The organism is Pseudomonas sp. Teo4 (assembly GCF_034387475.1).
Taxonomy (GTDB): domain Bacteria; phylum Pseudomonadota; class Gammaproteobacteria; order Pseudomonadales; family Pseudomonadaceae; genus Aquipseudomonas.
Window position 1 is genome coordinate 2340573 of the sequence record NZ_JAXCIL010000001.1, and the last position, 21699, is coordinate 2362271.

Sequence of the window (21699 nt, forward strand, 5' to 3'; positions counted from 1 at the left end):
TCCTTTCAATTGCCGTCGCCGATGGTGGTGCCACCGTCGACAATAAGGTTCTGTCCGCTAATGAACGCGCCGCCGGGCGCAGCCAGCAGCAATGCCAAGGCCGCCACCTCTTCAGGGCGGCCAACCCGACGCAACGGGGTCAATGCCAGGCGCCGCTGCAGCACGTCAGGCTTGTCGGTCAGCGGGCGGGCGAACTCGGTATGGATGACGCCGGGGCTGATGGCGTTGACGCGGATGTTCGCCGGCCCCCATTCCACGGCCAGGTTGCGCGCCAACTGCGCCAGGCCGGCCTTCGACAGCCCATAGAGGCCCAGGCCCTGGTTGCCACGCACACCGGCGATGCTTGCCATGAGCACCACACTGCCGCCGCCCCCCTCGGCCATGGCCGGCAACAACGCGCTGGTCAACCAGACGGCGCTGCGCAGGTTGACGGTGAAGGTCAGCTCCCAGTCGGCGTCGCTGGCCGTGGCCAGCGGCCCTAGGTGCGGTGCGACACCGGCGTTGCACACCAGCGCGTCGAGCCGCCCAAAAAGCTCCAGGCAGCGGCCCGCCAAGGCCTGCACGGCCTCGGGGTCGCTCAGGTCGGCGACCAGGGCGATGGCCTCGACCCCCTCCTGCGCCAGTTGCGCCACGGCCTGCGCACAGCCCTCAGCGCTCTCGCTGCTGATGGCGATGCGAGCACCGGCGCGCCCGTATTCGCGAGCAATGGCCAAGCCGATGCCACGGGTGGAGCCAGTGATGAGTGCAGTCTTGCCCGCCAGGGAAAACAGTTCGCTGATCATGCCCCTACCCCCACTGCCGAGCGCTCATGCCGTATCAGCCGCAGGCACACAGGCGCCAGTGCCAACTGGCCGAAGGCGACCAGCAACAGTGCGGGTGGCAATTGCGAGATCACACCGTCAGTCAGTGCCAACACCAGCAGCGGGCTGATGAACTCACCGGCAAAAATGGCCGCGGTGAACCCACCTGTGGCACGGCCGCGCTGGTCGAAACCGACCTGCTGCATCACCAGGTTGATGAGCGTCGGCAGCAACAGGCCGACCCCCAGGCCGTTGACCAGAACCGCCAGTACCACCAGCGCATGGCCGGTCGACAGCGCCATCAGGCCGCCACCAAGCCCCGCCGTGGCAAACCCCAGAGCCAGCAGCCGGCAGGCCGACAGACGCGTCAGCAGGCGGAAGACCAGCGCGCCGGCCAGCACGCCGAGCTGGTTGGCGCCCATGGTCAGGCCTACCTGCTGCGGCGCATCAATGTGCAACAGTTGCAGCAGGTAGCCGGCTTGAACCGGGACGATGAACAGGCTGACCCCGGCCAACGTGGTGAGCAGGTACAACGGCGCCAGGGCCGCCCATGGGAAACGTGAAACAGCCGTCGCTTCGGACGTGATGCGGACGGCCCGAGGTTCCCAGAGCAGCAGCGCCATCAACGGCAGGCACAGCACACCCACTGCGTAGAGTGAGAACGGAGTGCGCCAGTCGCTTTCACCCAGCGCGCCTCCCACGCCCATGAACAACGCGGCCGACAGCGAGGTAACCACCATCTGCTGGGCGAACAACCGCGAGCGGCGCTGGCCGTCGAAATAGTCGCCCATGAGCGTGGTGCAGCAGGTCATGATCCCGGCTTCAGCCAGGCCGATGCCGGCGCGGCTGGCGACGATCAGGCCCAGTGAATCCAGCCACAGCGGCAACACCCCACAGAGGCTGTACAGCAGCATGCTCGCCAGCAACAACGGTCGGCGCCCGACACGGTCGGCCAGCACACCCGCCAGCGGCGCCAGCAAGGCGATCACCAGGGCCGGCAGCGTCAGCGCAACCGGTACCAGCACGGCAACGCCCGGCGTCTCGGCGAAATGCGCGTGCATGCGTGGCAGCACCGGTGCGATAAGCACCGCGCCCAGCACGGGTAGACAGCTACCGAACAGCAACAGCATGGCCTGGGCACGACCGGCGATGCGTTCAACGGCCATGGCTCACCTCCTTGAGCGGGTTGAAGCGGGCACCCTGCTCGCATTGCCGGGGCTTGGGCTCATCCGCCTGCAGCGCCGCACGGGCCTGGTGTTGTGGCAAGAGGAAGTAGGCCAGCGCCGGCAGCAGGATCAGTGCACCGACCATGTTCCAGACGAACATGAAGGCCAGCAGCACGCCCATGTCGGCCTGGAACTTGATCGGCGAGAAGATCCAGGTTCCGACGCCAATGGCCAGGGTGATGCCAGTGAGCATCACCACCTTGCCGGTGAACAACAGTGCGCGGTAGTACGCCTGGGACAGGCTCGCGCCTTGGCGCAGTTGGGCCAGCACGATGCTCATCACGTACAGCGCGTAATCCACGCCGATACCGACACCCAGGGCGATCACCGGCAGGGTCGCCACCTTCACGCCAATGCCCAGCGCGACCATCAGTGCCTCGCAAAGTATCGAGGTGAGCACCAGCGGCAGCACTGCGCAAAGCACAGCGCGCCAGGAACGGAAGGTCACCAGGCACAGCAGGATCACCGCGCCATACACCCACCACAGCATGTCGCGGTTGGCCTGTTTAACCACCTGATTGGTGGCCGCCTCGATGCCGGCGCTGCCGGCGGCCATCAGGAAGCTGGCCTGCTCGCTGTCATTGGCCTGGGCAAAGCCCTGGACGCTGTCCACCACCCGCGCCAGGGTGTCGGCCTTGTGGTCGGTGAGGTAGGCGTAGAGCGTCAGCAGGCTGCAGTCGTCGTTGTACAGCCCACGTGGAGCGTTGGCGGTGACCATGTTCAGGGTCGCCTGGTTGTTGACCAGGTCGTACCACTTCGGGCTGCCTTCGGAGAGGCCAACCAGCACACGGCGGTTGAGCAGTGCCAGCGAGTTGGTCGAGTCCACCCCCTGCAGGCCGCGCAACTGCCAGTCCAGATCATCCACGCGTTTCAAGGTGTCGTAGGCCGAACAACCACCGGGGGCGGTGCGCACCATCACCGCGAACACATCACTGCTGGCGCCGTAGTGCCGGGTGACGAAGGCGTTGTCGCGGTTGTAGCGTGAATCGGCGCGCAACTCGGGGGCGCCGGCGTCGAGGTCGCCTACCTTCAGGTGCAGGCTCACGGCGTAGCCGCCGGCGGCCATCAGTGCGGCCACGGCGATGCACCACGCGGCCCAGCGACGCTGGGTGAACAGGTCGAGAAAACGCCACAGCGCATGCTTGCGCGCCCCGCTCGCCTCGGCCTCTTCGGCACGCAGGCTGCGCCGCGCCGCACGAGCACTGACGCCCACATAGGAGAGCAGCACGGGCAGCAGGATCAGGTTGGTGAAGATCAACACCGCCACGCCCAGGCTGGCGATGACCGCCAGGTCCTGGATCACCTGGATCTGGATGATCATCAGCACGGCGAAGCCCACGGCATCGCACAGCAGCGCGGTGAGCCCGGCCAGGAACAGCCGACGGAAAGTGAAGCGCGCCGCCACCAGGCGATGCATGCCGCGGCCGATGTCCTGCATGATGCCGTTCATCTTCTGCGCGCCGTGGCTCATACCGATGGCGAACACCAGAAACGGCACCAGCACCGAGTATGGGTCGAGCTCGTAGCCCAGCAGCGGCAGCAAGCCAAGTTGCCAGATCACCGCCACCAGCGAGCACACCACCACCAGCGCGGTGCTGCGCACACAGCGGGTGTACCAATAGAGCACCACGGCGGTGATGGTGATGGCAGCGGCGAAGAACAGCAGGATCTGCCTGAGGCCGTCGATCAGGTCGCCCACCACCTTGGCAAAGCCAGTGATGTGGATCTGCACGCCCTGCGCCTGGAAGCGCTCGCGCAGGGTCTCCAGTTCATGGGCGAAGGCGGTGTAGTCCAGGGTTTGGCCGTCCGGCGTGTTCTCCAGCAGCGGCACGTAGATGATGCTTGAACGCTGGTCGAAGGCCACCAGCTGGCCGATCTCGTTAGAACGCTCGACGTTGCGCTTGAGCGCTTTGAGGCTCGCGTCACCACCATCGTAGCCGTCGGGAATGACCGGGCCGCCTTCCAGGCCATCCTCGGTCACGCCGGTCCAGCGGGTGGACGGGGTCCAGAGTGACTTCATTGCCGCACGGTCGACGCCCGGTAGCAGATAAACAGCGTCGTTGAGTTGCTGCAAGCTGTGCAGGTAGCCCTTGTCGTAGATGCTGCCGTGCGGGTTGACCACGGCGATGCGCACCGCGTTGCCCAACCCGGCCAATTCCTGGCGGTGCTCCAGGTAGTTGTGAACGAACGGATGATCACGGGGGATCATCTTCTCGAAGCTGGCGTTGAGCGTCAGGCGCGAGGCCTGCCAGCCGAGCAACAGGGTCGCTGCCAGGCACAGCAGCAGGACCAGAGCGCGGTGGTTGAACAGCGCACGTTCAAGCAGCGAACCGGATGTGCTGTCGAAGTCATCGAGGCGGCCGCTGGACGGCGCAGGTGAATTCATGGCGTGCATGGCTCAGTCCGTCGTGGTGGAAAGGGAAGATGGCGCCAGGCGGCGGGCACCGGCCATGCCGACGGCAACGATGGCGCCGTCGGCGGCGATGGTGGCGGCGGCCAGCGGCAAGCCATCGGTCACTGGCAAGGGCTGGGCGGCGAAGTCGTCAAGGCCGCTGCGCAACAGCATCCCCGCCTGGTTGGCGAGCAACAGCTGGTTACCGGCGACGCGGATGCCATTGAGCGAAGCGGGTATCGGGTTGGCCAGTGCTCGGAAACTGTCACCGCCGTCATCAGAGGCGAACAGCGAGCCACGCAACCCGCCGACCAGCAGTCGCCCGCTGGGCAGTACGCTGGCGGCGAAGTAGCTGCCGTCGTAGGGGCCTTGCAGCGCAACGAAGTGGGCACCGCCATCACGCGAGCGCAACAGCAGCCCCTGTTCACCGGCGACGTACAGCTCTGCACCTTGGCGCGCCAGCGCATAAAGATGCAGCCCACGCCGATTCGGCAACAACCCCATGCTGGACTGCCAGGAGCGCCCACCGTCGGTGGTCGCCAAGGCCAAACCATAGGCGCCCACGACCAAGCCGTGGCGCGCATCGGCAAAGCTCAGGGCCAGCAGCGGTTTGTCGGCGCCGTCAGCTTGCAGCCGCTGCGCCGCCGCGATGCGACTGGCATCGCCATCAGCCTCGCCAGCCTGCAGCTCAAGGGCGGCGGCGCGCTTGCCGTCAAGCTGCAAGGCCCAGTGTTCACCGCCATCTTCGCTGTGCAACACCACGCCAGCGTGGCCGACTGCCCAGCCGTTGCGCTCGTCAACGAACTGCACGGCGGTCAGGCTGACACTCACCGGTACGGCCGTGGCCTGGCGCCAGGTGGCGCCATTGTCATCGGAGAGCAGCACTACACCACGCTCGCCCACCGACACCAGGCGCGTACCGGCACGGGCCACATCCTGCAGCACCGCGTGCAAGGCTTGAGGGCCATGCACGGCGGGCTGCGAAAGTACATCCACGTCACTTCCGGCGAATGCCGGGGGCAGCCCGCAACAGGCTGCCAGCAGCCAGCCATAGAGCATCTTGTTCATCGCACGCAGCCTTTTCTTGTTGTATTCGGCACAGCACAGCGCAGTGCGTCCGTTCAGCGCACACCCTCGCCCGCCATGGCATCGGCGGTGAACACCGAGTCCTTGTAGGGCGGCACGATGCGGTATTGCTCGTTCTTGCCGGCGAACAGGTCACCGGCAAACCAGGCGCCAGAGAGCAGGTCGTAGAAGCCGTTGGTCAGGGTCACTACGCCAGGCAGGTCAGGCAGCACCACCGGCGAGGTCCAGACCACCTTGGCCAGCTGGTCGCGGGCGTCGTAACGCTCACCCAGCACGGCGGCCCAGGTGTCCTCGTCGAGGTAGTAGGTGCTCTTGGGCATGACGTGGCGCTGGCCGTTTTTCAGGGTCGCCTGCACCACCCAGACACGGTGCAATTCCCAGCGGATGGCTTGCGGCTTCAGGTGATGCGGGTCGAGCAGCGCTTCGGCGTTGGCGGCGGTGAAGACCTGGTTGGCGTTGTAGGGGATGTACATCTCCTGCTTGCCCACCAGTTTCCAGTCGAAACGGTCGAGGCGGCCGTTGAACACATACAGTTCATCGAAGCTCATGACCCCGGCGGTGGCCGGTGTCGGCGTATCGCAACAGGCATTGGGCAGGCGGCGCACGCGACGCTGGCCAGGCAGGTAGGTCCATACCGCAGCTTTGTCGGCGTTGAGGTTCTCAAGGCCGGTGATGGCCTCGCCGGCACGCAATGGCGGGCCATCGTTGGTCATGCGGATAGACCAGAACACGCCCTTGTCGCCACCGCCACCAGGCAAGTACCAAGGCATCTGCAGGTCGGCACGCGAGTCGTTGGTCAGTACGTGCTTGCCGTCGGCGGTGGTCAGGTACTGATTGAAGCTGGCGTGCCAGGAAGCACCACGCCAGCGCAACAGGTGGTTCCACATGGCTTCGACGCCGTTGGCGGGAATCGGAAACGGAATGCCCCCGGCGGCGCCTTCTGGCATCGGGCCGGCAGGGCCGTCGAGCAACTTGCCACTGGTGGCATTGGCGAAGGTGGCGTCGTACACCGATTGTGGTGCGGCGGCGCTGCGGTGGGTCGGGTAGATGTCCAACCGGTAGCTGTCCGGGTACTTTTTCAACATCGCCTGGATGCCCGGCGTCAGCTTGTCGGCGTACTGCGCCATGTTCTGCGCGGTGATGGTCAGCAGTGGTTTGTCGTTGGCGAAGGGGTCGCCACGCTTGCCGCCCTCCTTGTAGGCAGGGTCGATCTTGGTATAGCCACCGGTCCAGGCTGGAATGCTGCCGTCGGCATTGCCGGCACGTTCGCCACCGAGCGGGGTCAAGGTTGTCTTGAGGGTGGCTGCCTGCTCGGCAGTCACTGCGGCGCAGGCGCCGTGGGCGAACAGCAGCGAAGCACTCAGGGCAGTGAGCAGGGAAACGACTTTCTTGTTGTGTCTCATCGGGTAGTCCTCGGTCAGAAGGTGCGGCTGACGGTGAAGGCGATGAAGTCGCGGTCTTTGAGCGACTGTTCGAAGGTGTAGTGGTTGTCGGCGTCGAGGAAGGTGTTCTCCGGGCCGTAGTAGTGCGTGTAGGTCAGGCCCAGGCTCCAGGTATTTAGGTAGTTGCCCTTCAGGCCGATGTTCAGGTCGCCGCCGTGGTCGCTGCCAAAGCCGGTGCCCAGTGCCATGGATGCGCCGTTGGTGTAGCTCGCGCCGATCGGCACCGACAGGTCGAGGCCGGGAATGATCTGCCGGTACATCGGCTCGAAGACCAGGCGCAGGCTGGTGGCGTCGCGGTCGGCGTTGGGGTCGACGGCATCGGCGTTCTTGCTCACGCTCATCACCCGGTTCCAGGCGATTTCGCCCAGAAAGCTCGATTCGGCGGCGATGAAGTTCGGCTCCAGGCTGGCCAGCCAGGAGAAGTTGGCGTGCAACGTGCGACCGGTGGCGTACACCGGGTCATCGTCGTTGTCGATCGCCTCGTCCGTGGCAAGCGCGTGCTGGTTGGTCGAGGCCAGCGGCTGGTTCCAGCGCGTGGACAGTTCGCCAGCGATGTTGAAGTTGCCCAGGGTCGTGGAGAAGCTGGCGCCCAGGGCCTCGATGCCTTCGGGGTAGACCCAGTAGAACTCGCCGGCTTTGCCGCTGACCGGGTCGAGGTTGGCGAAGTCCGGGCGCACGTTGAGTTGCGGCGACTTGTCATGGAAGCGAATGGCGTACACGCCCCAGTCCACCGTCTCGGTGCGCCAGCGCAGTTGCACGCCGCCCTGCCCCGAGTCCTTGGCCTCCTTGTCATTGCCACGGAAGAATGCCAACGGCTGTCCGCCGGGGAACACCGGCGTGCCGACGAACATGCGTTCGCCACCGTCGCCAAAGAAGTCGTCGCTGGAGAAGTAGCTGCCGGCCGCCGGCAGGCGGTTGGCCTCCCACTCGAACTGGTAGTACGCCCCCACGGACACATCCGGCGTCAGCTGCAATTGGCCGGAAATCTGCTGCACCGGCCGGATCAGCTCCTTGAACTGGGTGTTGGGCACCGACAGGCCCTTGACCACGTCAACCGGCGCCATGCCGCCGGCGATGCCGTTCATACCGTAGAACAAGCTCTCGCCCCACTGCATGGCGTAGCGGCCCAGGCGGCCGGACACTGGCAGGTCGCCGATCTCGGTCTTGCCGAAGATGAAGGCATCGAGCAGCTCACCCTTGCGCCCGTGCAGCTTGCGGGTGTCATCGGTGAATTCGTCGTAGTCGACCGAGTAGCTGTTGGCGCGGCTGGGGTCGTTGTTGTCGGTGCCCTGGTTGTAGACATCGTCGTACCAGGCCGCGCCACTGACCCGCGCACCGACGTTTCCATAGGTGATGTCCAGTTCGGACAGCAGGTCGAGGCGGTTGGAGATCAGCCCCTTGTCGAAGTTGCGGTCACCGTCGTCCAGGTTCAGCGCGGTCTGCCCTTCGGTCAGCTTGCTGCTGGCGTCCTGGGTACGCCAGGCGGCGCTGTACTTCAGGGTATTGTCCCAGCGCACCCGCAGGTCGGGGTTGCCGGTGTCGAGTTCGAAGGCCTGGGCCTGGCTGGTAGCCAGCGCAAGAAGCGCCAGGCTGATGGGTTTGAGCGCCGGCAACGGCCGTACGATTGCACCTTTGCGAGTCAACATCGGGGTTTCCTCTTTCTTGTTCTTGTGCGTCGGTGTTGGCGTGGCACCCGGCGCGCCAGCAAGGCAGGGTGCGCCGGGTACGGGGAATCAGATCGGCCGTGCGGTGACCTCCAGCATCTGCTTGACCAGGCCGATGCGGTCGAAGGACGGGTCACGCTGGACTTCCTTCTCGCCGGCCAGCAGGGACATGTCGCTGATGAACTTGCAGCGTTCGAAACGCCGCGCCATGAAGCGCTTCAACTGCACATCCAGGCTGCCACCGGCGGTGAGTTCCTCGGCCAGCACCACGGCATCCTCGATGGCCATGCCGGCGCCCTGCCCCAGGTGTGGCGTGGTGGCATGGGCGGCATCGCCGATCAGCAATACGCGGCCGCGATACCAGGGTTCATCGACGAACACCGCTTCCAGCGGCTTGTAGACAACTTCGGCACTGTCGACGATTCGCGAGCGCAACTCGCCGATCAGCCCGCCGAAACCGGCCAGGCGCTGGCGCAGGCCATCCGCCAGGGTGGCCGGTTCCATCCAGGGGTTGCCTGGCTCGTGGGAGGTGGTGAACAGGTACATCAGGTCATCGGCCAGCGGCACCAGGCCGGCATTGCCGGACGGCCCCTGGTAGTTGGCCAGGTGGTCGATGCCCTCGGCACGCGGGAAGTTGTAGCGCCATACCGACTGCCCGGTGAAGCGCGGCTGGTAGCGGTCGCCGAACAACAAACCGCGCACCTTCGAGAACAACCCATCGGCACCGACCATCAGCCCATAGCGGCCCTCACTGCCATCAGTGAACAGCACGTCAACCCCGCTGTCGTCCTGTTCGAAGCGCTCCACCGAGGTGCCCAGGCGCACCTGGGTGCCGAGTTCGATGGCGGTTTCGCTCAGTACCTTGTGCAAGGCTCGGCGAGAGATGCCGACGTTGGCTGGATACCGAGGGCCAGCCAGGCGCTGGCCGGGAATGCGCGCAAGCTGCTGGCCCTGGGTCGTATAGATGGCGACGTCCTCGAAGGCGTAAGCCGCGTCCAGGTAGGCCTCCAGAAGGCCCAGTCGGTGCATCTCGCGCACCACGTTGCTCTGCTGGATGATGCCGACGCCATAGACGGTCCATTCGGTTTTTAGCTCGACCAGGTCGACAGCGATACCCTTGCGGCGCAGGGCAATGGCGGCACAAAGCCCGCCAATTCCGCCACCCACGATCAGCACGTTGTTCACAGTATTCATGGCATGTCTCACGTCTTGTTCTTGTTGTCCGCCGCGCCATGCGAGGCGGCCGTTTCCTGTGCCTGGGCACAGCTTCCCGGCAGCGCCGGGCTTTGACCAATCGAGTCCCGGGATGCGAGCTATCGCGTGGCGCGATAGCTCAGGTATTGAGTTGTTCCAGCGGCAATAGCAGCCAGCCGTGTGCCTCGCGGTGCTGAAGCGTCTGCAACGTCTCACCCCGGCATGGGCCATGGACGCAGGCGCCGTCGTCGGGCCTGAAGCGAGCGCCGTGGGCGTAGCAGATGACCCACTGGCCATCGGCGCTGAGGAATCGATCCTTGCGATACTCCAGCGGCACCAGCAGGTGCGGGCAGCGGTTGCGGTAGACCCGTACTTCGCCTCGGTACCGGAGCGCGAACAGGCTGTCTGCTCCACTGCCCTGCGGGTCAAAGCCTCGCGCCTGGCCCTCGCCCAGCTCATCGAGCCGGCACAGCACGGCACAGTCCACGGCTCAGCCCTGCTTGGGCGGTGGGCCACCAGGTGCCCATTTCTCCCGTGAGCTGAACAGGAACAGCTGCGAGTTGTCGGCCGACATCGGCGCCTGACGCGCCGCCCACTCGTCGTCATGCTTGTCCATGTCGGCGTCGTATTCGATGTGGCAGCCAAGCGGGCTGTTGAAGTACCAGAACCAGTTGGAGCCCAGCAGATGCCGACCGGGGCCCCAGAAACTGGTCCAGCCGTTCTGCTGGAAGCGTGTGCCAGCCAGCAGCACCTCCGTGCCGCTGCCCATGTGGAAGGTGAAGTGCTCGCAGCCCTGCATGTGCGGTGGCGTCTGGATCATGAACAGGCAATGGTGGTCGTCCATGCCGGCGGTGCGCATGAACGGGCCTACGCCGATGAAACTGTCGGTGGTGACGAAACCCAGGCGGTCACGGTAAAAGGCTTCGCCCTTGGCCGCGTCGGGCACGAAGTACACCACGTGGGACAAGGTGCGTGGCACCGCCGGCATGTCCAGGGTAATGCCCAGCTGGTTGAGCGGGCGCTGCGGCGCGCTGCCGGGAGCGTTGGTCAGGTCGGCGGGTGCCTCGAAGGCGCGACGGCAGGAAACCTGGAAGGCGATGGCGAAACCCAGGTCGTCGACGGTGTGCAGCGCACCGTGCTCGTCACGGCGCACTTCACGGTCTCGCCCCAGTTCATCGGCGATGGCCTCCAGGTCTGCCGTCGAAGCGACGCCGTAGACCGTCTCGCGCAGTGACGGAGTTGGGCCCAGCGCGGGCGGCAGGCTGCTGTCGTCGCCGTGGCGAATGATGATCGCGGTGCCGTCCAACGCCTCGAAACGGCCTCCGTCGGCGTCCAGTTGGGCGGCCACAAGGCCGTAGTCACGCAGGCAATTGCTACAGGCCTGGATATCGTCGACGCCAAAGACCAACGCGTCGAGTCCAAGAATGTTCATGGCTACCACTCCATTGAAATTGTTATTCGGCGAGGCAGGGTCACCGGACATGGGTCGTGGCGACTCGGCGGCCGCTCGACTGGAGTTCAGGTTGCTCGGTGGGGAGGCGGCGTGACCAATCGCGAGTCAGGATGCGAGGCATCGGCAATCGCGATACCTGTGCGCCAGCCCATGGCGCCTGGCGTTGGCTCGGCTGGACAGCGGATTGGCCTTGACGTATCGGCAATGCAGCGGGAAGGTATCGCGAAAATAACTACAAGAACCGTGAGCTATCACCATGCGCTTCCATCACCTGGATCTGAACCTGCTGGTGGCACTGGATGTCCTGCTCGAGGAGCAGAACATCACCCGAGCCGCCGAACGCCTGCACATGACCCAATCGGCCACCAGCGGCGTACTGGGCCGTTTGCGAAACTTTTTCGAGGACGAGTTGCTGGTACAGGTCGGCCGCAAGATGCAGCCAACCCCTTATGCCCTTGAGCTGGCCAACCCGGTGCGTGAGGTACTGCTGACCATCCGTTCCTCGATCACCGCCAAGCCGGTGTTCGAGCCTGCAAGCAGCAAGCGGCACTTTCGCCTGGTGACCTCGGACTACCTGATCAGTGTGCTGTTCGCCCAGGTCATCCAGAAAATCCACCAGCAGGCACCACACATCACCTTCGAGATGATCAGCCCGGGTGACGGCAGCGCCGAGCTGCTGATGCGTGGCGAGGTCGACATGATGATCGTGCCCGAGCGCTACCTGATCGACGGCCACCCGGCGCAACTGCTGTTCGAAGAAGAACATGTCTGCGTGGTCTGGCGCGACAACCCCCAGGTCGGCGAACACCTGACCCTGGAACAGTACATGGAGATGGGGCACATTTCGGTGGGCTTTGGCCGCAACCGGCACTTGAGCATCGAGGACTGGTTCATGAGCCAGTACGGTTTCAACCGCCGCCTGGAAGTGATCACCAACGACTTCAATACCCTGCCGCAGCTGCTGGTAGGCACGCCGCGCGTCGCCACCATGCACCGGCGCCTGGCCGAACTCTACGCGGGCTATCTGCCCCTGCGCATCCTGCCGCCCCCAGTGAAGATCCCAGTGATGCGCGAATTCATGCTCTGGCATCGCAGCATGGACGGTGACCCCATGCACCGCTGGCTGCGCGAGCGCATCAGTGACTTCATCCGGCACGCCGACCAACAGCCGAACATCCTGCGCGCCACCGCCTGAGCAACACACATCGCCCCGGCCGCCGCAACGGCGTCGGGGCATCGCGTTTCGCGATACCTTGCATCCCCACACTCGATTGGCCCCGCCCCGTCCTGCCTGCGTACCTTGCCTTCGAACCGCGCCTTGCGTGCCTGTCGCAACTTGAAGGCGCCGGACTCAACGACCGCAGAAGGACAACAACAATGTTCCGTTACTTCCCCACCAATTACGTCTGGAATCTCTCGGTGGACCTGGCCATCGAAATGGGTGCCCGCATGGGTGAGATCGAAGCGATGTGCGCCCCCCTGCAGGAGGCCGCCAAGCAGCCAGACGCTGCCGGCACCCAGGCATTCCGAGAAACCTGGGCGAAGATGGCCGACAAGCTCTGCGCCCTGGCCGAAGAAGACCAAGCCGCCGGCAGGCACCTCTCTGCCGGCGAGAAGTACAACCGCGCCGCCACCTACTACCTCACCTGCGAGCGCCTGCAGGCCCATGGCGCGCCAGGTCGTGCGGCGCTGTACCAGCGCTTTCTGGACACCTTCGCCCGCGGCATCGACCTGTCCGGGGAAAACTGCGAACGGGTGGAAATCCCCTACGAAGGCAAGTGCCTGTCGGGCCTGCTAGTACGCGCCGAGGGCGTCACTGGCCCTGCACCGCTGCTGGTGCAGGTCAACGGCCTGGACTCGACCAAGGAGATGAAGTACCGCGTCGGCCTGCCTGCATGGCTGGCCAAGCGAGGCGTGTCCTCACTGATCATCGACCAGCCCGGCACCGGCGAAGCACTGCGCCTGCACGGCCTGACCGCACGCTACGACAGCGAGCACTGGGCCAGCCGCGTGGTGGACTGGCTGGAAACCCGCGCTGACGTCAACCCCAAGCGCATCGGCCTTGAAGGCGTATCCCTGGGCGGCTACTACTGCCCCCGTGCGGTGGCCTTCGAGCCACGCTTCGCCTGCGGCGTGGTGTGGGGCGCCAACCACGACTGGCGCGACGTGCAGAAGCGGCGCCTGGAGAAAGAAGGCGACTTCCCGGTGCCACACTACTGGGCCCACGTGCGCTGGGTCTGGGGCGCGAACGACATGGACGATTTCATGCGCATCGCCGAGAACGTGCACCTCGACGGCGTGCTGGACCGCATCCGCGTGCCGTTCCTGGTCACCCACGGCGAGAAGGACTCGCAGATCCCGCTCAAATGGGCGCATCGCACCTATGAGCAACTGGTGAACAGCCCCAAGCGCGAGCTGAAGATCTTCACCGACCGCGAAGGCGGTGTGCAGCACTCAAGCTTCGACAACAGCATCAATGCCGGCCACTACATCGCCGACTGGGTCGCCGAGACACTGGGCGGCCACACCGCCTGATACCCTTCGCGCCGGCGCTGCCGGCCTTGCCCTGAGGCAAACAACAAGACGAGGAGAGTCCATCCATGGGCGCCCTGCACCTGCACTGTTCCACCCTGTTCGATGGCACCGGCCTGCAAGCCCGCCAGCAGCAGACGCTGATTATTGAAGGCGGCGTTATCCGCCATGTCGGACCCACCTCCGAGGCCCCCCGCCCACGGCCCGGCGACCGCGAGGCCCACGGCAACTTCGTCATGCCTGGGCTGGTGGATGTCCACACCCATCTGGCATTCGGCAATGCCCAGAGCGAAGAGGACATCGACATCTGGACCAGCGACGAATTCCGCGCCCTGCGCGGGCTGTTCTTCGCCCAGCACGTGTTGGCCGCCGGTGTGACCTCGATGGTCTGCCCAGGCGACAGCGGCCAGCTCAGCATCGCCGTACGCAACACAGTCAACGCCGGGTTGTTCGAAGGCCCACGCATTGCCGCCAGCAGCCGTGTGATCACCAACCGGCAGAGCCTCAACGATTGGTTCCCCAGCCGCGTCGGCGCCCCGGAATACTTCACCGCCGCGTTGGTCACCAGCCGTACCGAAGCCATAGCGCAGATCCGCAAGCAGGCCAAGGACGGCGTGGACCTGATCAAGATCGCCATGGACGGCACCCATCGTCGCCCCAACGGCGAAATCATCGCCGCCTTCACCGCCGACGAAACCCGCGAAATGGTCGATGAAGCCCATCGCCTCGGCTGCCGCGTCGCCACCCACGCTTACGGACGCGAGGCGGTGATGTACGCCGCCAAGGCCGGTGTCGACCTGGTGTTCCACGCCTTTTACATGGACGACGCCTGCATCGAGGCGCTGCTTGAGGCCGGTAGCGTGCTGGCCCCGACCATGACCTTTCCACAGAACACCGTGGACTTCTGTCAGCCTCACGACCCTGCGATCAGCACCGGCTATGCCGGCTACTGCGCACGGACCCTGGAGCTCGGCACGCCAATACTCAAGCGTGCCAAGGCCGCAGGTGTGCCCTTCGCCTGCGGCAGCGACAGCGGTTTTGCCGTCACGCCTTACGGTGAATGGCACGCCCGCGAGCTGGAACTGCTGGTGCGACGCCTGGACTTCACCCCGGCCGAGGCGCTGTATGCCGCGACCAACGTCGGCGCACGGCTGATGCCGCGGGGCGAAACCCTCGGCACGCTGGAACCGGGCAAGCAGGCTGATCTGCTGGTACTCGATGGCTCGCCACTGGACGACATCCGCATCCTCCAGGACCGCAACCGTCTGCAGGCCGTGTACAAGGCCGGCGAACCGGTACGCCTGCAACGCACTGCCTACAACCCCAAGCAGGTGTCGGACTTCAACTCGCTGAAATGGACCGACCTGTATACCCGCGACCGCGTGGCCGAACTTGGCAAATGGAGCCTGTGAACATGACAACGCTGGACTTCGAACGGGCCGCGCAACTGGCCGCCAACACCCTACGCCACGCCCGCGCCCTGGGCGTGCGGCCGTTGGCGGCCGCGGTACTCGACAGCGCGGGCAACCCACTGGCGATCCTGCGTGACGAGCAGGCCAGCTTCCTGCGCCCGCAAATCGCCACCGGCAAGGCACGCGGCTGCCTGGGCATGGGCTTCGGCGGCCGCGAACTGGCCCGCCGCGCCCAGGCGATGCCCGCATTCTTCGACGCCATCAACAGCCTCACAGGTGGCGAAGTGATCCCGGTGCCCGGCGGTATTCTGCTGCGCGATGCCGAGGGCCGCGTGCTGGGTGCCATCGGCGTCAGTGGCGATACCTCGGACAACGACGAACGCTGTGCCCTGCTGGCCATCGAAGCGCTCGGCCTGATCGGCGATACCGGCGACCTTCAGCCCTGATCCAGACGTCGATAGCGCCTGCCTCGGTGTTGGCAGCCTCAGGCCGCCTCTGCACACTGAGCCTGGCGCACGACGGCCGCCAACCGCTTGAGGCCTTCATCCAGTTTTTCGGGTTCGACGTGGCTGAAATTCAACCGCAGATGCCCCAGGTGCTTGTCGGGCTCGGGGAAAAATGGCTCTCCCGGCATGAAGGCGACATCGACCGCCAGTGCTGACTCAAGCAATGTGCGGGTGTCCAGCGGACGCTTGAGCGTCAGCCAGAAGAACAACCCGCCCTCGGGCACTTTCCAATCCGCCAGGTCGCAAAAGTGCGTTTCCAGTGCAACCTGAAACGCATCCCGACGGCGCCGGTAGTAGTCGCGCAGCGCTTCCAAATGGCGCTCCAGCTTTTCCGTACCCAGCCACTGCAACGCCTGCCACTGGCTCACCCGGTTGGTGTGCAAATCGGCCGACTGCTTGAGCCGCAGCAAGTGCGGGAACAAGTCCGGGCTGGCGATCAGGTAGCCCACCCGCAGCCCTGGAAGCAAGGTTTTCGACAACGTGCCGGTGTAGATCCAGCTGGCCTTGCGCAGGTGGCTGACCAGAGGCTTTGCGGTGCCGCCGTCAAAGGTCAGTTCGCGATATGGCTCGTCTTCGATCAGCGTCACGCCGAACTCATCCAGCAATGCAGCGACCGCAGCTCGCTTGGCTTCGCTGTAGCGCAGCCCCGAGGGGTTCTGGAAGGTCGGAATCAAATAGATGAATGCTGGACGATGCTGCTCCAGACGGCTGCGCAACGAAGCGAGGTCTGGGCCATCCGCGGCCATTTGTACGGGGAGGCAATCGGCGCCGAAGAACTGAAACGTTTGCAGGGCTGCCAGATACGTTGGCGCCTCCAGCAACACCTCAGTGCCCTGGTCGATGTAAAGCTTCGCCGCGAGGTCAAGGGCCTGCTGAGAACCGCTGAGGACCAGAACCTGATTGGCCTGGCACTCGATACCCAGTGCACGGGCCTCGGCGGCCAATGCCTCACGCAGGGCGGGTTCACCTTCGCTCATGCCGTACTGCCCCATCGCCACGGGCATATCGGCCCACTCGACAGTCGGCAACATCGCTTCGGCAGGCAGCCCGCCAGCGAACGACATCACGCCTGGCTTCTGCGCCGCAGCCAGGATTTCACGAATCAGGGAGCTTTTAAGACGCGAGACACGTTCGGAGAAAGCCATGGGATCACCGGTAGCGAAGCGTGGGAGAAATAAGTCAAACTGCTTGACCGAAATTACGACGCCCCTGGCGGATATGTCAACATGATTGACCTAAAAAACTGCAGCACCCAGCAACAGGCCATGGAGGCATTTTTCTTTGGTTACCAGGCGTTCACTGCCAAGGCAGACGCGATTCTGGAACGCAGAGGCTTGAGCCGGGTGCATCAACGCATCGTGTTTTTCATCGCCCGCTATCCAGGCCTCAGCGTCAAGGAACTGCTGACATTGCTCGGGGTGAGCAAACAGGCGCTGAACATTCCGCTGCGTCAATTGATGGAAATGCGCCTTGTCGACAGCGCTGCATCGCCGAACGACAAGCGCATGCGCCTGCTTGAGCTGACCGATGATGGCGCTAATCTGGAGCAGACGTTGCGGCGTGAGCAGGTGAAGTTGCTGGAGCGAGCGTTCGCAGAAGCCGGAGAGACCGCCGTGAACGGCTGGTTGGCGGTCAATCAGGCATTGGGGAAAAACCAAGGGCTGAACGAAGAGCTCTGACAGGCAAGATCAAATCCAGGGAGCGCCAGCGACCGGCGCTCCGCTCCCCTTCGTTTCCCTCATGCTCCCCCGCCCACCAGCGCATTCATCTCGGCAATATCACGCGCCACCTGATCTGCGGATTGATCGAACATCGCCTGCTCCTGCGCATCCAGCGACAACTCGATCACCCGCTCGATCCCCTCCCCGGCCAATACACAGGGGACACCCATGGCAATGCCGGTGCGCCCGTACTCGCCCTCAAGAATCGCGACCGTCGGCAAAATGCTGTTTCGCCAGTGGGCGATGGCGTCCACCATCTGCGCAATGGCCACGCCCGGCGCATCGCAGGCGCTGCCCATCTTCTTCAGCCCGAGAATCTCGCCGCCACCTTGACGCGTGCGCTGCACGATCCGCTCTATCTGCTCATTGGACAGGAAGTGCGAAAGCGGCACCGAACTGACCGCGCAGTAGCGCATCAGCGGCACCATGCTATCGCCATGCCCGCCCAGCACCAGCGCGGTAATGTCTCGAGCCGAAAACCCGGTTTCCTCGGCAATGAAACACTTCATGCGCGCGGTATCCAGCACCCCCGCCTGCCCGAACACCTTGTTGCGCCCGAGTTTGCTGAGCGACCAGGCCCGATAGGTCAGCACATCGACCGGGTTCGACACCACCAGCACCGTGGCCGTCGGCGCATGCTGGTTGATATCGCGCATGATGCCATCGATGATGGGCAGGTTGATGCTCAATACATCCTGGCGCGATTGGCCAGGCTTGCGCGGCACACCCGCCGTGATCACCACCAGCTCGGAGTCGTGCAGCAATTGCGCATCGGCCCCGCCATGAACCCGGGTATCGGAACCGGACTCAACTGCCGCCTGCCACACATCCAGCGCCTTGCCCTTCGCCAACTCGCCCTGGACATCGATCAACGTCAATTCGCGACACAACTCTTCCCGGGCGATGATCTGGGCCGCCGCCTCGCCCACCATTCCGGCACCTACGATTGAGAGTTTGTTCACCTGTCACCTCCCGCGGCGCGCCATCGGCAGCACGCCTGCTTGTAGAGAGAAGTATTGACTGCCGGGGCTAAATGGCCACTCGCAGGTGCTGACTTGCTGCTGAGCAAAAAAAGCGAGCCGATGAGGCTCGCCAAAGGGGAGGTAAAAGTCAGTTAGCCAGCAACTTTCCACTGAACAGGCTGCCGAGGGTTTTGGGCAGCAGCACAGTCAGCGCCACCGTGAGAAACAGCAGGATCACCGCCGCGATAACCATCAGCACAGTGCTGCCCTGCGCGTGGGCATATTTGAGCGCCGCATTGCTCAGCGCTGCGATGGGGAAGCTGATGGCCCACCACGCAGGGCTGAAAGGCACATCACGACGGAACACTTTGAAGCTCAGTACCACGAACAGGAACAGGGCGAAATAGAACAACACGCTGGCAAACCGGTCGATTTCCCCGAACAGGTTGGTGTACGCCAGGAAACCTACGGCGAACGGCGCGATCAGCACCATCAGCGAAGGCACCATGCCTTTGGCCAAGGCGGGTTGATGCACCAGCCGCGCAAAAATCCGGGTGTAGAAGATCAATGCCAGCGTTGCCCCCACCGCCAGTGCGAACATATTGAACTGCGCGGCCCAGGCCATAGGCATATGCGCGCCGGTTACCGGGATATCCAGGGTGGCAACGCCCGGGATGAGCCACACCGGCACGGCATTGGCAGCTTCGTGCCCGCCTGCCAGCAACCGGGAAACCACCAGGCCGGCCAGCAATACAGTCAACAGACTGCCCAGAACCCACAACGCCTGCCCAAGCCATTGGCTGTGCGGCGCAGCCACCGCCGAAAGCAGCAGCATGGCGATGGTGACGGTGCCGAAGAAGTTGCTGGCGATCGGATGATTGAACTCCGCCTTTACCGCCTCAGGGTGTTTCACCCACTTGGCCAGATACCCCACCGCCAACACCACGAAAACCAGGCCGGCAAGTGCACCAATCGCTTCACCCAGCGCGCCGCCCATACCGAAGTATTGCCCACTCAAGCGCCAGGCCAGGGCCAGCCCGGCCAGGCCCATCACCGCCCCAAACAGATTGATGGGCAGGTTCCTCATGGATGGCGTGCGCACTGGTCGCGCTGCAGCGCCAGTGGAGGCGTATACAGTGTTCATGGTTGTCTCCCGTTTGACCGAATTTGCTGGTGAAGCTATTTTCAGCCAAACACTAGATGGCCGAAACCGTCGCATTACGACGTATTCAGCCAATGATTCGACGAGAGCAGACAATCATGCGCATCACACTGCTGGCATTCCCTCGTGTGCAGTTGCTGGATGTCGTTGGCCCCGCTGACGTGTTCGCGGAGGCGTCGCGCCAACTTGGCAACCCCCGTGCTTATCGGGTTGAAGTGATCGGCACGCAGAAGGGCCTGGTAAAAGGCTCGAACGGCTTGAAAATCGCCATCGACGAGACATTCGAAACCTATAAAGGAAGAATCGACACCCTGCTGGTGGCCGGCAGCCCGCACGTAGACGCCATCGCCTCGAATCCTGTGTTGCAGGCGTGGCTTCGCCAGCAAGCGAAGACAGTACGGCGTTTGTGCTCGGTTTGCAGTGGTGCTTTCCTGCTCGCCTCAGCGGGCTTGCTCGATGGACGACGCGTCACGACCCACTGGAACTCCAGCGCCAGGCTGGCCAAGGAACACCCGCAAGCCGAGGTGGAACCTGACAGCATCTTCATCAAGGACGGCAATCTCTATACCTCCGCCGGGGTCACGGCGTGCATGGACCTGGCCCTGGCGCTGGTGGAGGAAGACCACGGCCGGGAACTGGCGCTCAGCGTTGCCCGCGAAATGGTGATGTTCTTCAAGCGCCCTGGCGGGCAATCGCAGTTCAGCGCACAGCTGGCAGCCCAAACCGCCGAACGCAGTGTGATCAGTGATGTACAGAGTTATGTGTTGAACCACCTCAAGGCCGACCTGAGCATCCCCACGCTGGCCGCCCGCGCAGGAATGAGCGAACGCAACTTTGCTCGTACGTTCAAGCAGGAGGCCGGATTCACACCAGGAGAGTTTGTCGAACTGGCCCGCATCGATGCGGCCAGACGCCTGATCGAGGATTCGGATGTATCCCTCAAACGCTTGGCCGACACCGTGGGTTATGCGAATGCGGACGGCTTCAGACGGGCGTTCATGCGGCGGCTCGGGGTTGGGCCGAGTGATTATCGAAAGCGGTTTTCGTCTGGGTGATGTGGAAAGGAGTTCTTCTGGGTGAGTCGTTTCAGTTTCCTGATACCAACTTCAGCCCGATAACACCGGCCAAGATCATCACAATGCAGAGCACTCTCAACGGCGCCATCGCGTCGCCCAATACCGCCATCCCGAGCACTGCGGTGCCTGCTGCTCCGATGCCGGTCCAGACCGCGTAGCCAGTGCCAACGGGCAATGTTCGCAGCGACAGCGAAAGTAGAAACACGCTCGACAGGCCGGCGCCAACAGCAAGCAGTCCAGGTATCAAACGTGTGAAACCCTCAGACCCCTTCAAGTAATAGGCGAATGCAATTTCAAGAACCCCGGCTACTCCCAGAAGGGCCCATGCCATAAGTGGTAACTCCGTAACATGTCTCGCCAGGCGATGTGCGCCAGGCGAGGCTTGGTGAGGGGATTGCCATGCAGGCCGTTCAAGCCCGATTAACGGCATCTGGGGACGAGCGGAAGGCAACACCGAATCGATTGAAGGCGTTCATCAAGCCGATGGCGTAGGTAAGGTCCGTCAGTTCCTTGTCGTTGAATTCGGCAGTTGCTTCAACGTAGTCGTCATCGGGAATACCTGTCTCGCAAACCCTGGTGACGGACTCCGCCCAGGCAAGCGCAGCGCGTTGCCGAGAGCTGAACAATTCCCCGGCGTCACGCCATACCGGCACCATTACCAGTCTTTCGACTGCAATTCCGAGCTTGAGCAGGTCACGCGAATGCATGTCGATGCAGAATGCGCAGCCATTGATTTGCGAAACCCGCAGGTAAACCAGATCGATCAGTTCGGTGGGTAGATCAGTCTTGAGCAGGTAGCCATAAACGTTGCCGAAAGCCTTGTAACCTTCCGGGGCAGCACTAGCGTAGTCGATACGTTGAGTCATGATGAATCCTCGGGTTTGCTGTTTGGAGGACTGCATCCTGGGCCTGCTTGGCCTATGGTTGAAGAGCCATGTTCTGGCTTGTGAACTGGGCCATAGGGCGACCGACAAGGCATGCTCATGGCCCAGTCGCCAAGGTCAATCATGGCCCTTGGAGCAAGACCGTGAAGGCTTGTAGGCTGCTTTTTTCCTGCCTGCGGCAAGGGCA

20 protein-coding genes are annotated in these 21699 nt (G+C 63.9%); 6 read left to right on the top strand and 14 right to left on the bottom strand.

The genetic code is table 11. From position 1 onward, the window contains the following. Positions 1-5 precede the first annotated feature (5 nt). The 9 genes from PspTeo4_RS10595 to PspTeo4_RS10635 form a co-directional block, all read right to left on the bottom strand. Entirely contained in the window at positions 6-782 is a 777-nt protein-coding gene (locus PspTeo4_RS10595) for an SDR family oxidoreductase (RefSeq protein ID WP_322363687.1), read from the bottom strand. Then, the gene (locus PspTeo4_RS10600; protein WP_322363688.1) at positions 779-1966 is read right to left on the bottom strand and encodes an MFS transporter; all 1188 of its coding nucleotides are present in this window, start codon (positions 1964-1966) and stop codon (positions 779-781) included. The genes PspTeo4_RS10595 and PspTeo4_RS10600 overlap by 4 nt, the downstream gene beginning before the upstream one ends. Further along, positions 1956-4421 carry an efflux RND transporter permease subunit gene (locus PspTeo4_RS10605; protein WP_322363689.1) on the bottom strand — a complete coding sequence of 822 codons (2466 nt, stop codon included), beginning with the start codon at positions 4419-4421 and terminating at the stop codon, positions 1956-1958. Before PspTeo4_RS10605 ends, PspTeo4_RS10600 begins: the two co-directional genes overlap by 11 nt. Before the next feature lie 3 nt (positions 4422-4424). Further along, the gene (locus PspTeo4_RS10610) at positions 4425-5486 is read right to left on the bottom strand and encodes a WD40/YVTN/BNR-like repeat-containing protein (protein WP_322363690.1); all 1062 of its coding nucleotides are present in this window, start codon (positions 5484-5486) and stop codon (positions 4425-4427) included. 53 nt (positions 5487-5539) lie between these two features. Further along, positions 5540-6907 carry a DUF1329 domain-containing protein gene (locus PspTeo4_RS10615; protein ID WP_322363691.1) on the bottom strand — a complete coding sequence of 456 codons (1368 nt, stop codon included), beginning with the start codon at positions 6905-6907 and terminating at the stop codon, positions 5540-5542. Between the two features lie 14 nt (positions 6908-6921). Beyond that, positions 6922-8592, bottom strand: coding sequence for a DUF1302 domain-containing protein (locus PspTeo4_RS10620; RefSeq protein WP_322363692.1), 1671 nt, complete (start codon positions 8590-8592; stop codon positions 6922-6924). Between the two features lie 87 nt (positions 8593-8679). Next, positions 8680-9804, bottom strand: coding sequence for an FAD-dependent oxidoreductase (locus PspTeo4_RS10625; protein WP_322363694.1), 1125 nt, complete (start codon positions 9802-9804; stop codon positions 8680-8682). A gap of 139 nt (positions 9805-9943) precedes the next feature. Continuing rightward, complete coding sequence (locus tag PspTeo4_RS10630; protein ID WP_322363695.1) at positions 9944-10291, bottom strand: Rieske (2Fe-2S) protein; 348 nt, start codon at positions 10289-10291, stop codon at positions 9944-9946. 3 nt (positions 10292-10294) lie between these two features. Then, positions 10295-11236, bottom strand: coding sequence for a VOC family protein (locus tag PspTeo4_RS10635; RefSeq protein WP_322363696.1), 942 nt, complete (start codon positions 11234-11236; stop codon positions 10295-10297). 277 nt (positions 11237-11513) lie between these two features. On the opposite strand from PspTeo4_RS10635, the gene PspTeo4_RS10640 reads away from it, so the two are divergent. From PspTeo4_RS10640 to PspTeo4_RS10655, 4 genes are all read left to right on the top strand, one after another. Continuing rightward, positions 11514-12452, top strand: coding sequence for a LysR family transcriptional regulator (locus tag PspTeo4_RS10640; protein WP_322363697.1), 939 nt, complete (start codon positions 11514-11516; stop codon positions 12450-12452). 182 nt (positions 12453-12634) lie between these two features. Continuing rightward, a complete protein-coding gene (locus PspTeo4_RS10645) occupies positions 12635-13792 on the top strand; it encodes an alpha/beta hydrolase family protein (RefSeq protein ID WP_322363698.1) in 1158 nt (385 codons plus the stop codon). Positions 13793-13857: 65 nt separating this feature from the next. Further along, entirely contained in the window at positions 13858-15201 is a 1344-nt protein-coding gene (locus tag PspTeo4_RS10650; protein ID WP_322363700.1) for an amidohydrolase family protein, read from the top strand. Between the two features lie 2 nt (positions 15202-15203). After that, a complete protein-coding gene (locus tag PspTeo4_RS10655; RefSeq protein ID WP_322363701.1) occupies positions 15204-15647 on the top strand; it encodes a heme-binding protein in 444 nt (147 codons plus the stop codon). A 38-nt stretch (positions 15648-15685) separates the two neighbouring features. Here the strand turns inward: PspTeo4_RS10655 and PspTeo4_RS10660 are convergent, their stop codons facing one another. Next, on the bottom strand, positions 15686-16852 hold the full coding sequence (locus PspTeo4_RS10660) for a PLP-dependent aminotransferase family protein (RefSeq protein ID WP_322363702.1): 1167 nt from the start codon (positions 16850-16852) through the stop codon (positions 15686-15688). 81 nt (positions 16853-16933) lie between these two features. Here PspTeo4_RS10660 and PspTeo4_RS10665 point away from each other — a divergent pair, with 81 nt between their 5' ends. After that, positions 16934-17386 (top strand): MarR family transcriptional regulator, encoded by a 453-nt coding sequence (locus tag PspTeo4_RS10665; protein ID WP_322363703.1) that lies wholly within the window; start codon positions 16934-16936, stop codon positions 17384-17386. A 59-nt stretch (positions 17387-17445) separates the two neighbouring features. Here PspTeo4_RS10665 and PspTeo4_RS10670 read toward each other — a convergent pair whose 3' ends face one another. After that, on the bottom strand, positions 17446-18390 hold the full coding sequence (locus PspTeo4_RS10670) for a malate dehydrogenase (protein ID WP_322363704.1): 945 nt from the start codon (positions 18388-18390) through the stop codon (positions 17446-17448). Between the two features lie 148 nt (positions 18391-18538). Further along, positions 18539-19534, bottom strand: coding sequence for an SLAC1 anion channel family protein (locus tag PspTeo4_RS10675; RefSeq protein WP_322363705.1), 996 nt, complete (start codon positions 19532-19534; stop codon positions 18539-18541). Between the two features lie 116 nt (positions 19535-19650). On the opposite strand from PspTeo4_RS10675, the gene PspTeo4_RS10680 reads away from it, so the two are divergent. Then, positions 19651-20607 (top strand): GlxA family transcriptional regulator, encoded by a 957-nt coding sequence (locus PspTeo4_RS10680; protein WP_322364840.1) that lies wholly within the window; start codon positions 19651-19653, stop codon positions 20605-20607. 31 nt (positions 20608-20638) lie between these two features. Here PspTeo4_RS10680 and PspTeo4_RS10685 read toward each other — a convergent pair whose 3' ends face one another. Both PspTeo4_RS10685 and PspTeo4_RS10690 read right to left on the bottom strand, forming a co-directional pair. Further along, complete coding sequence (locus PspTeo4_RS10685; protein WP_322363706.1) at positions 20639-20959, bottom strand: multidrug efflux SMR transporter; 321 nt, start codon at positions 20957-20959, stop codon at positions 20639-20641. Between the two features lie 79 nt (positions 20960-21038). Further along, positions 21039-21494, bottom strand: a complete 456-nt coding sequence (locus PspTeo4_RS10690; protein ID WP_322363707.1) for a carboxymuconolactone decarboxylase family protein — start codon at positions 21492-21494, stop codon at positions 21039-21041. Positions 21495-21699: the final 205 nt, after the last annotated feature.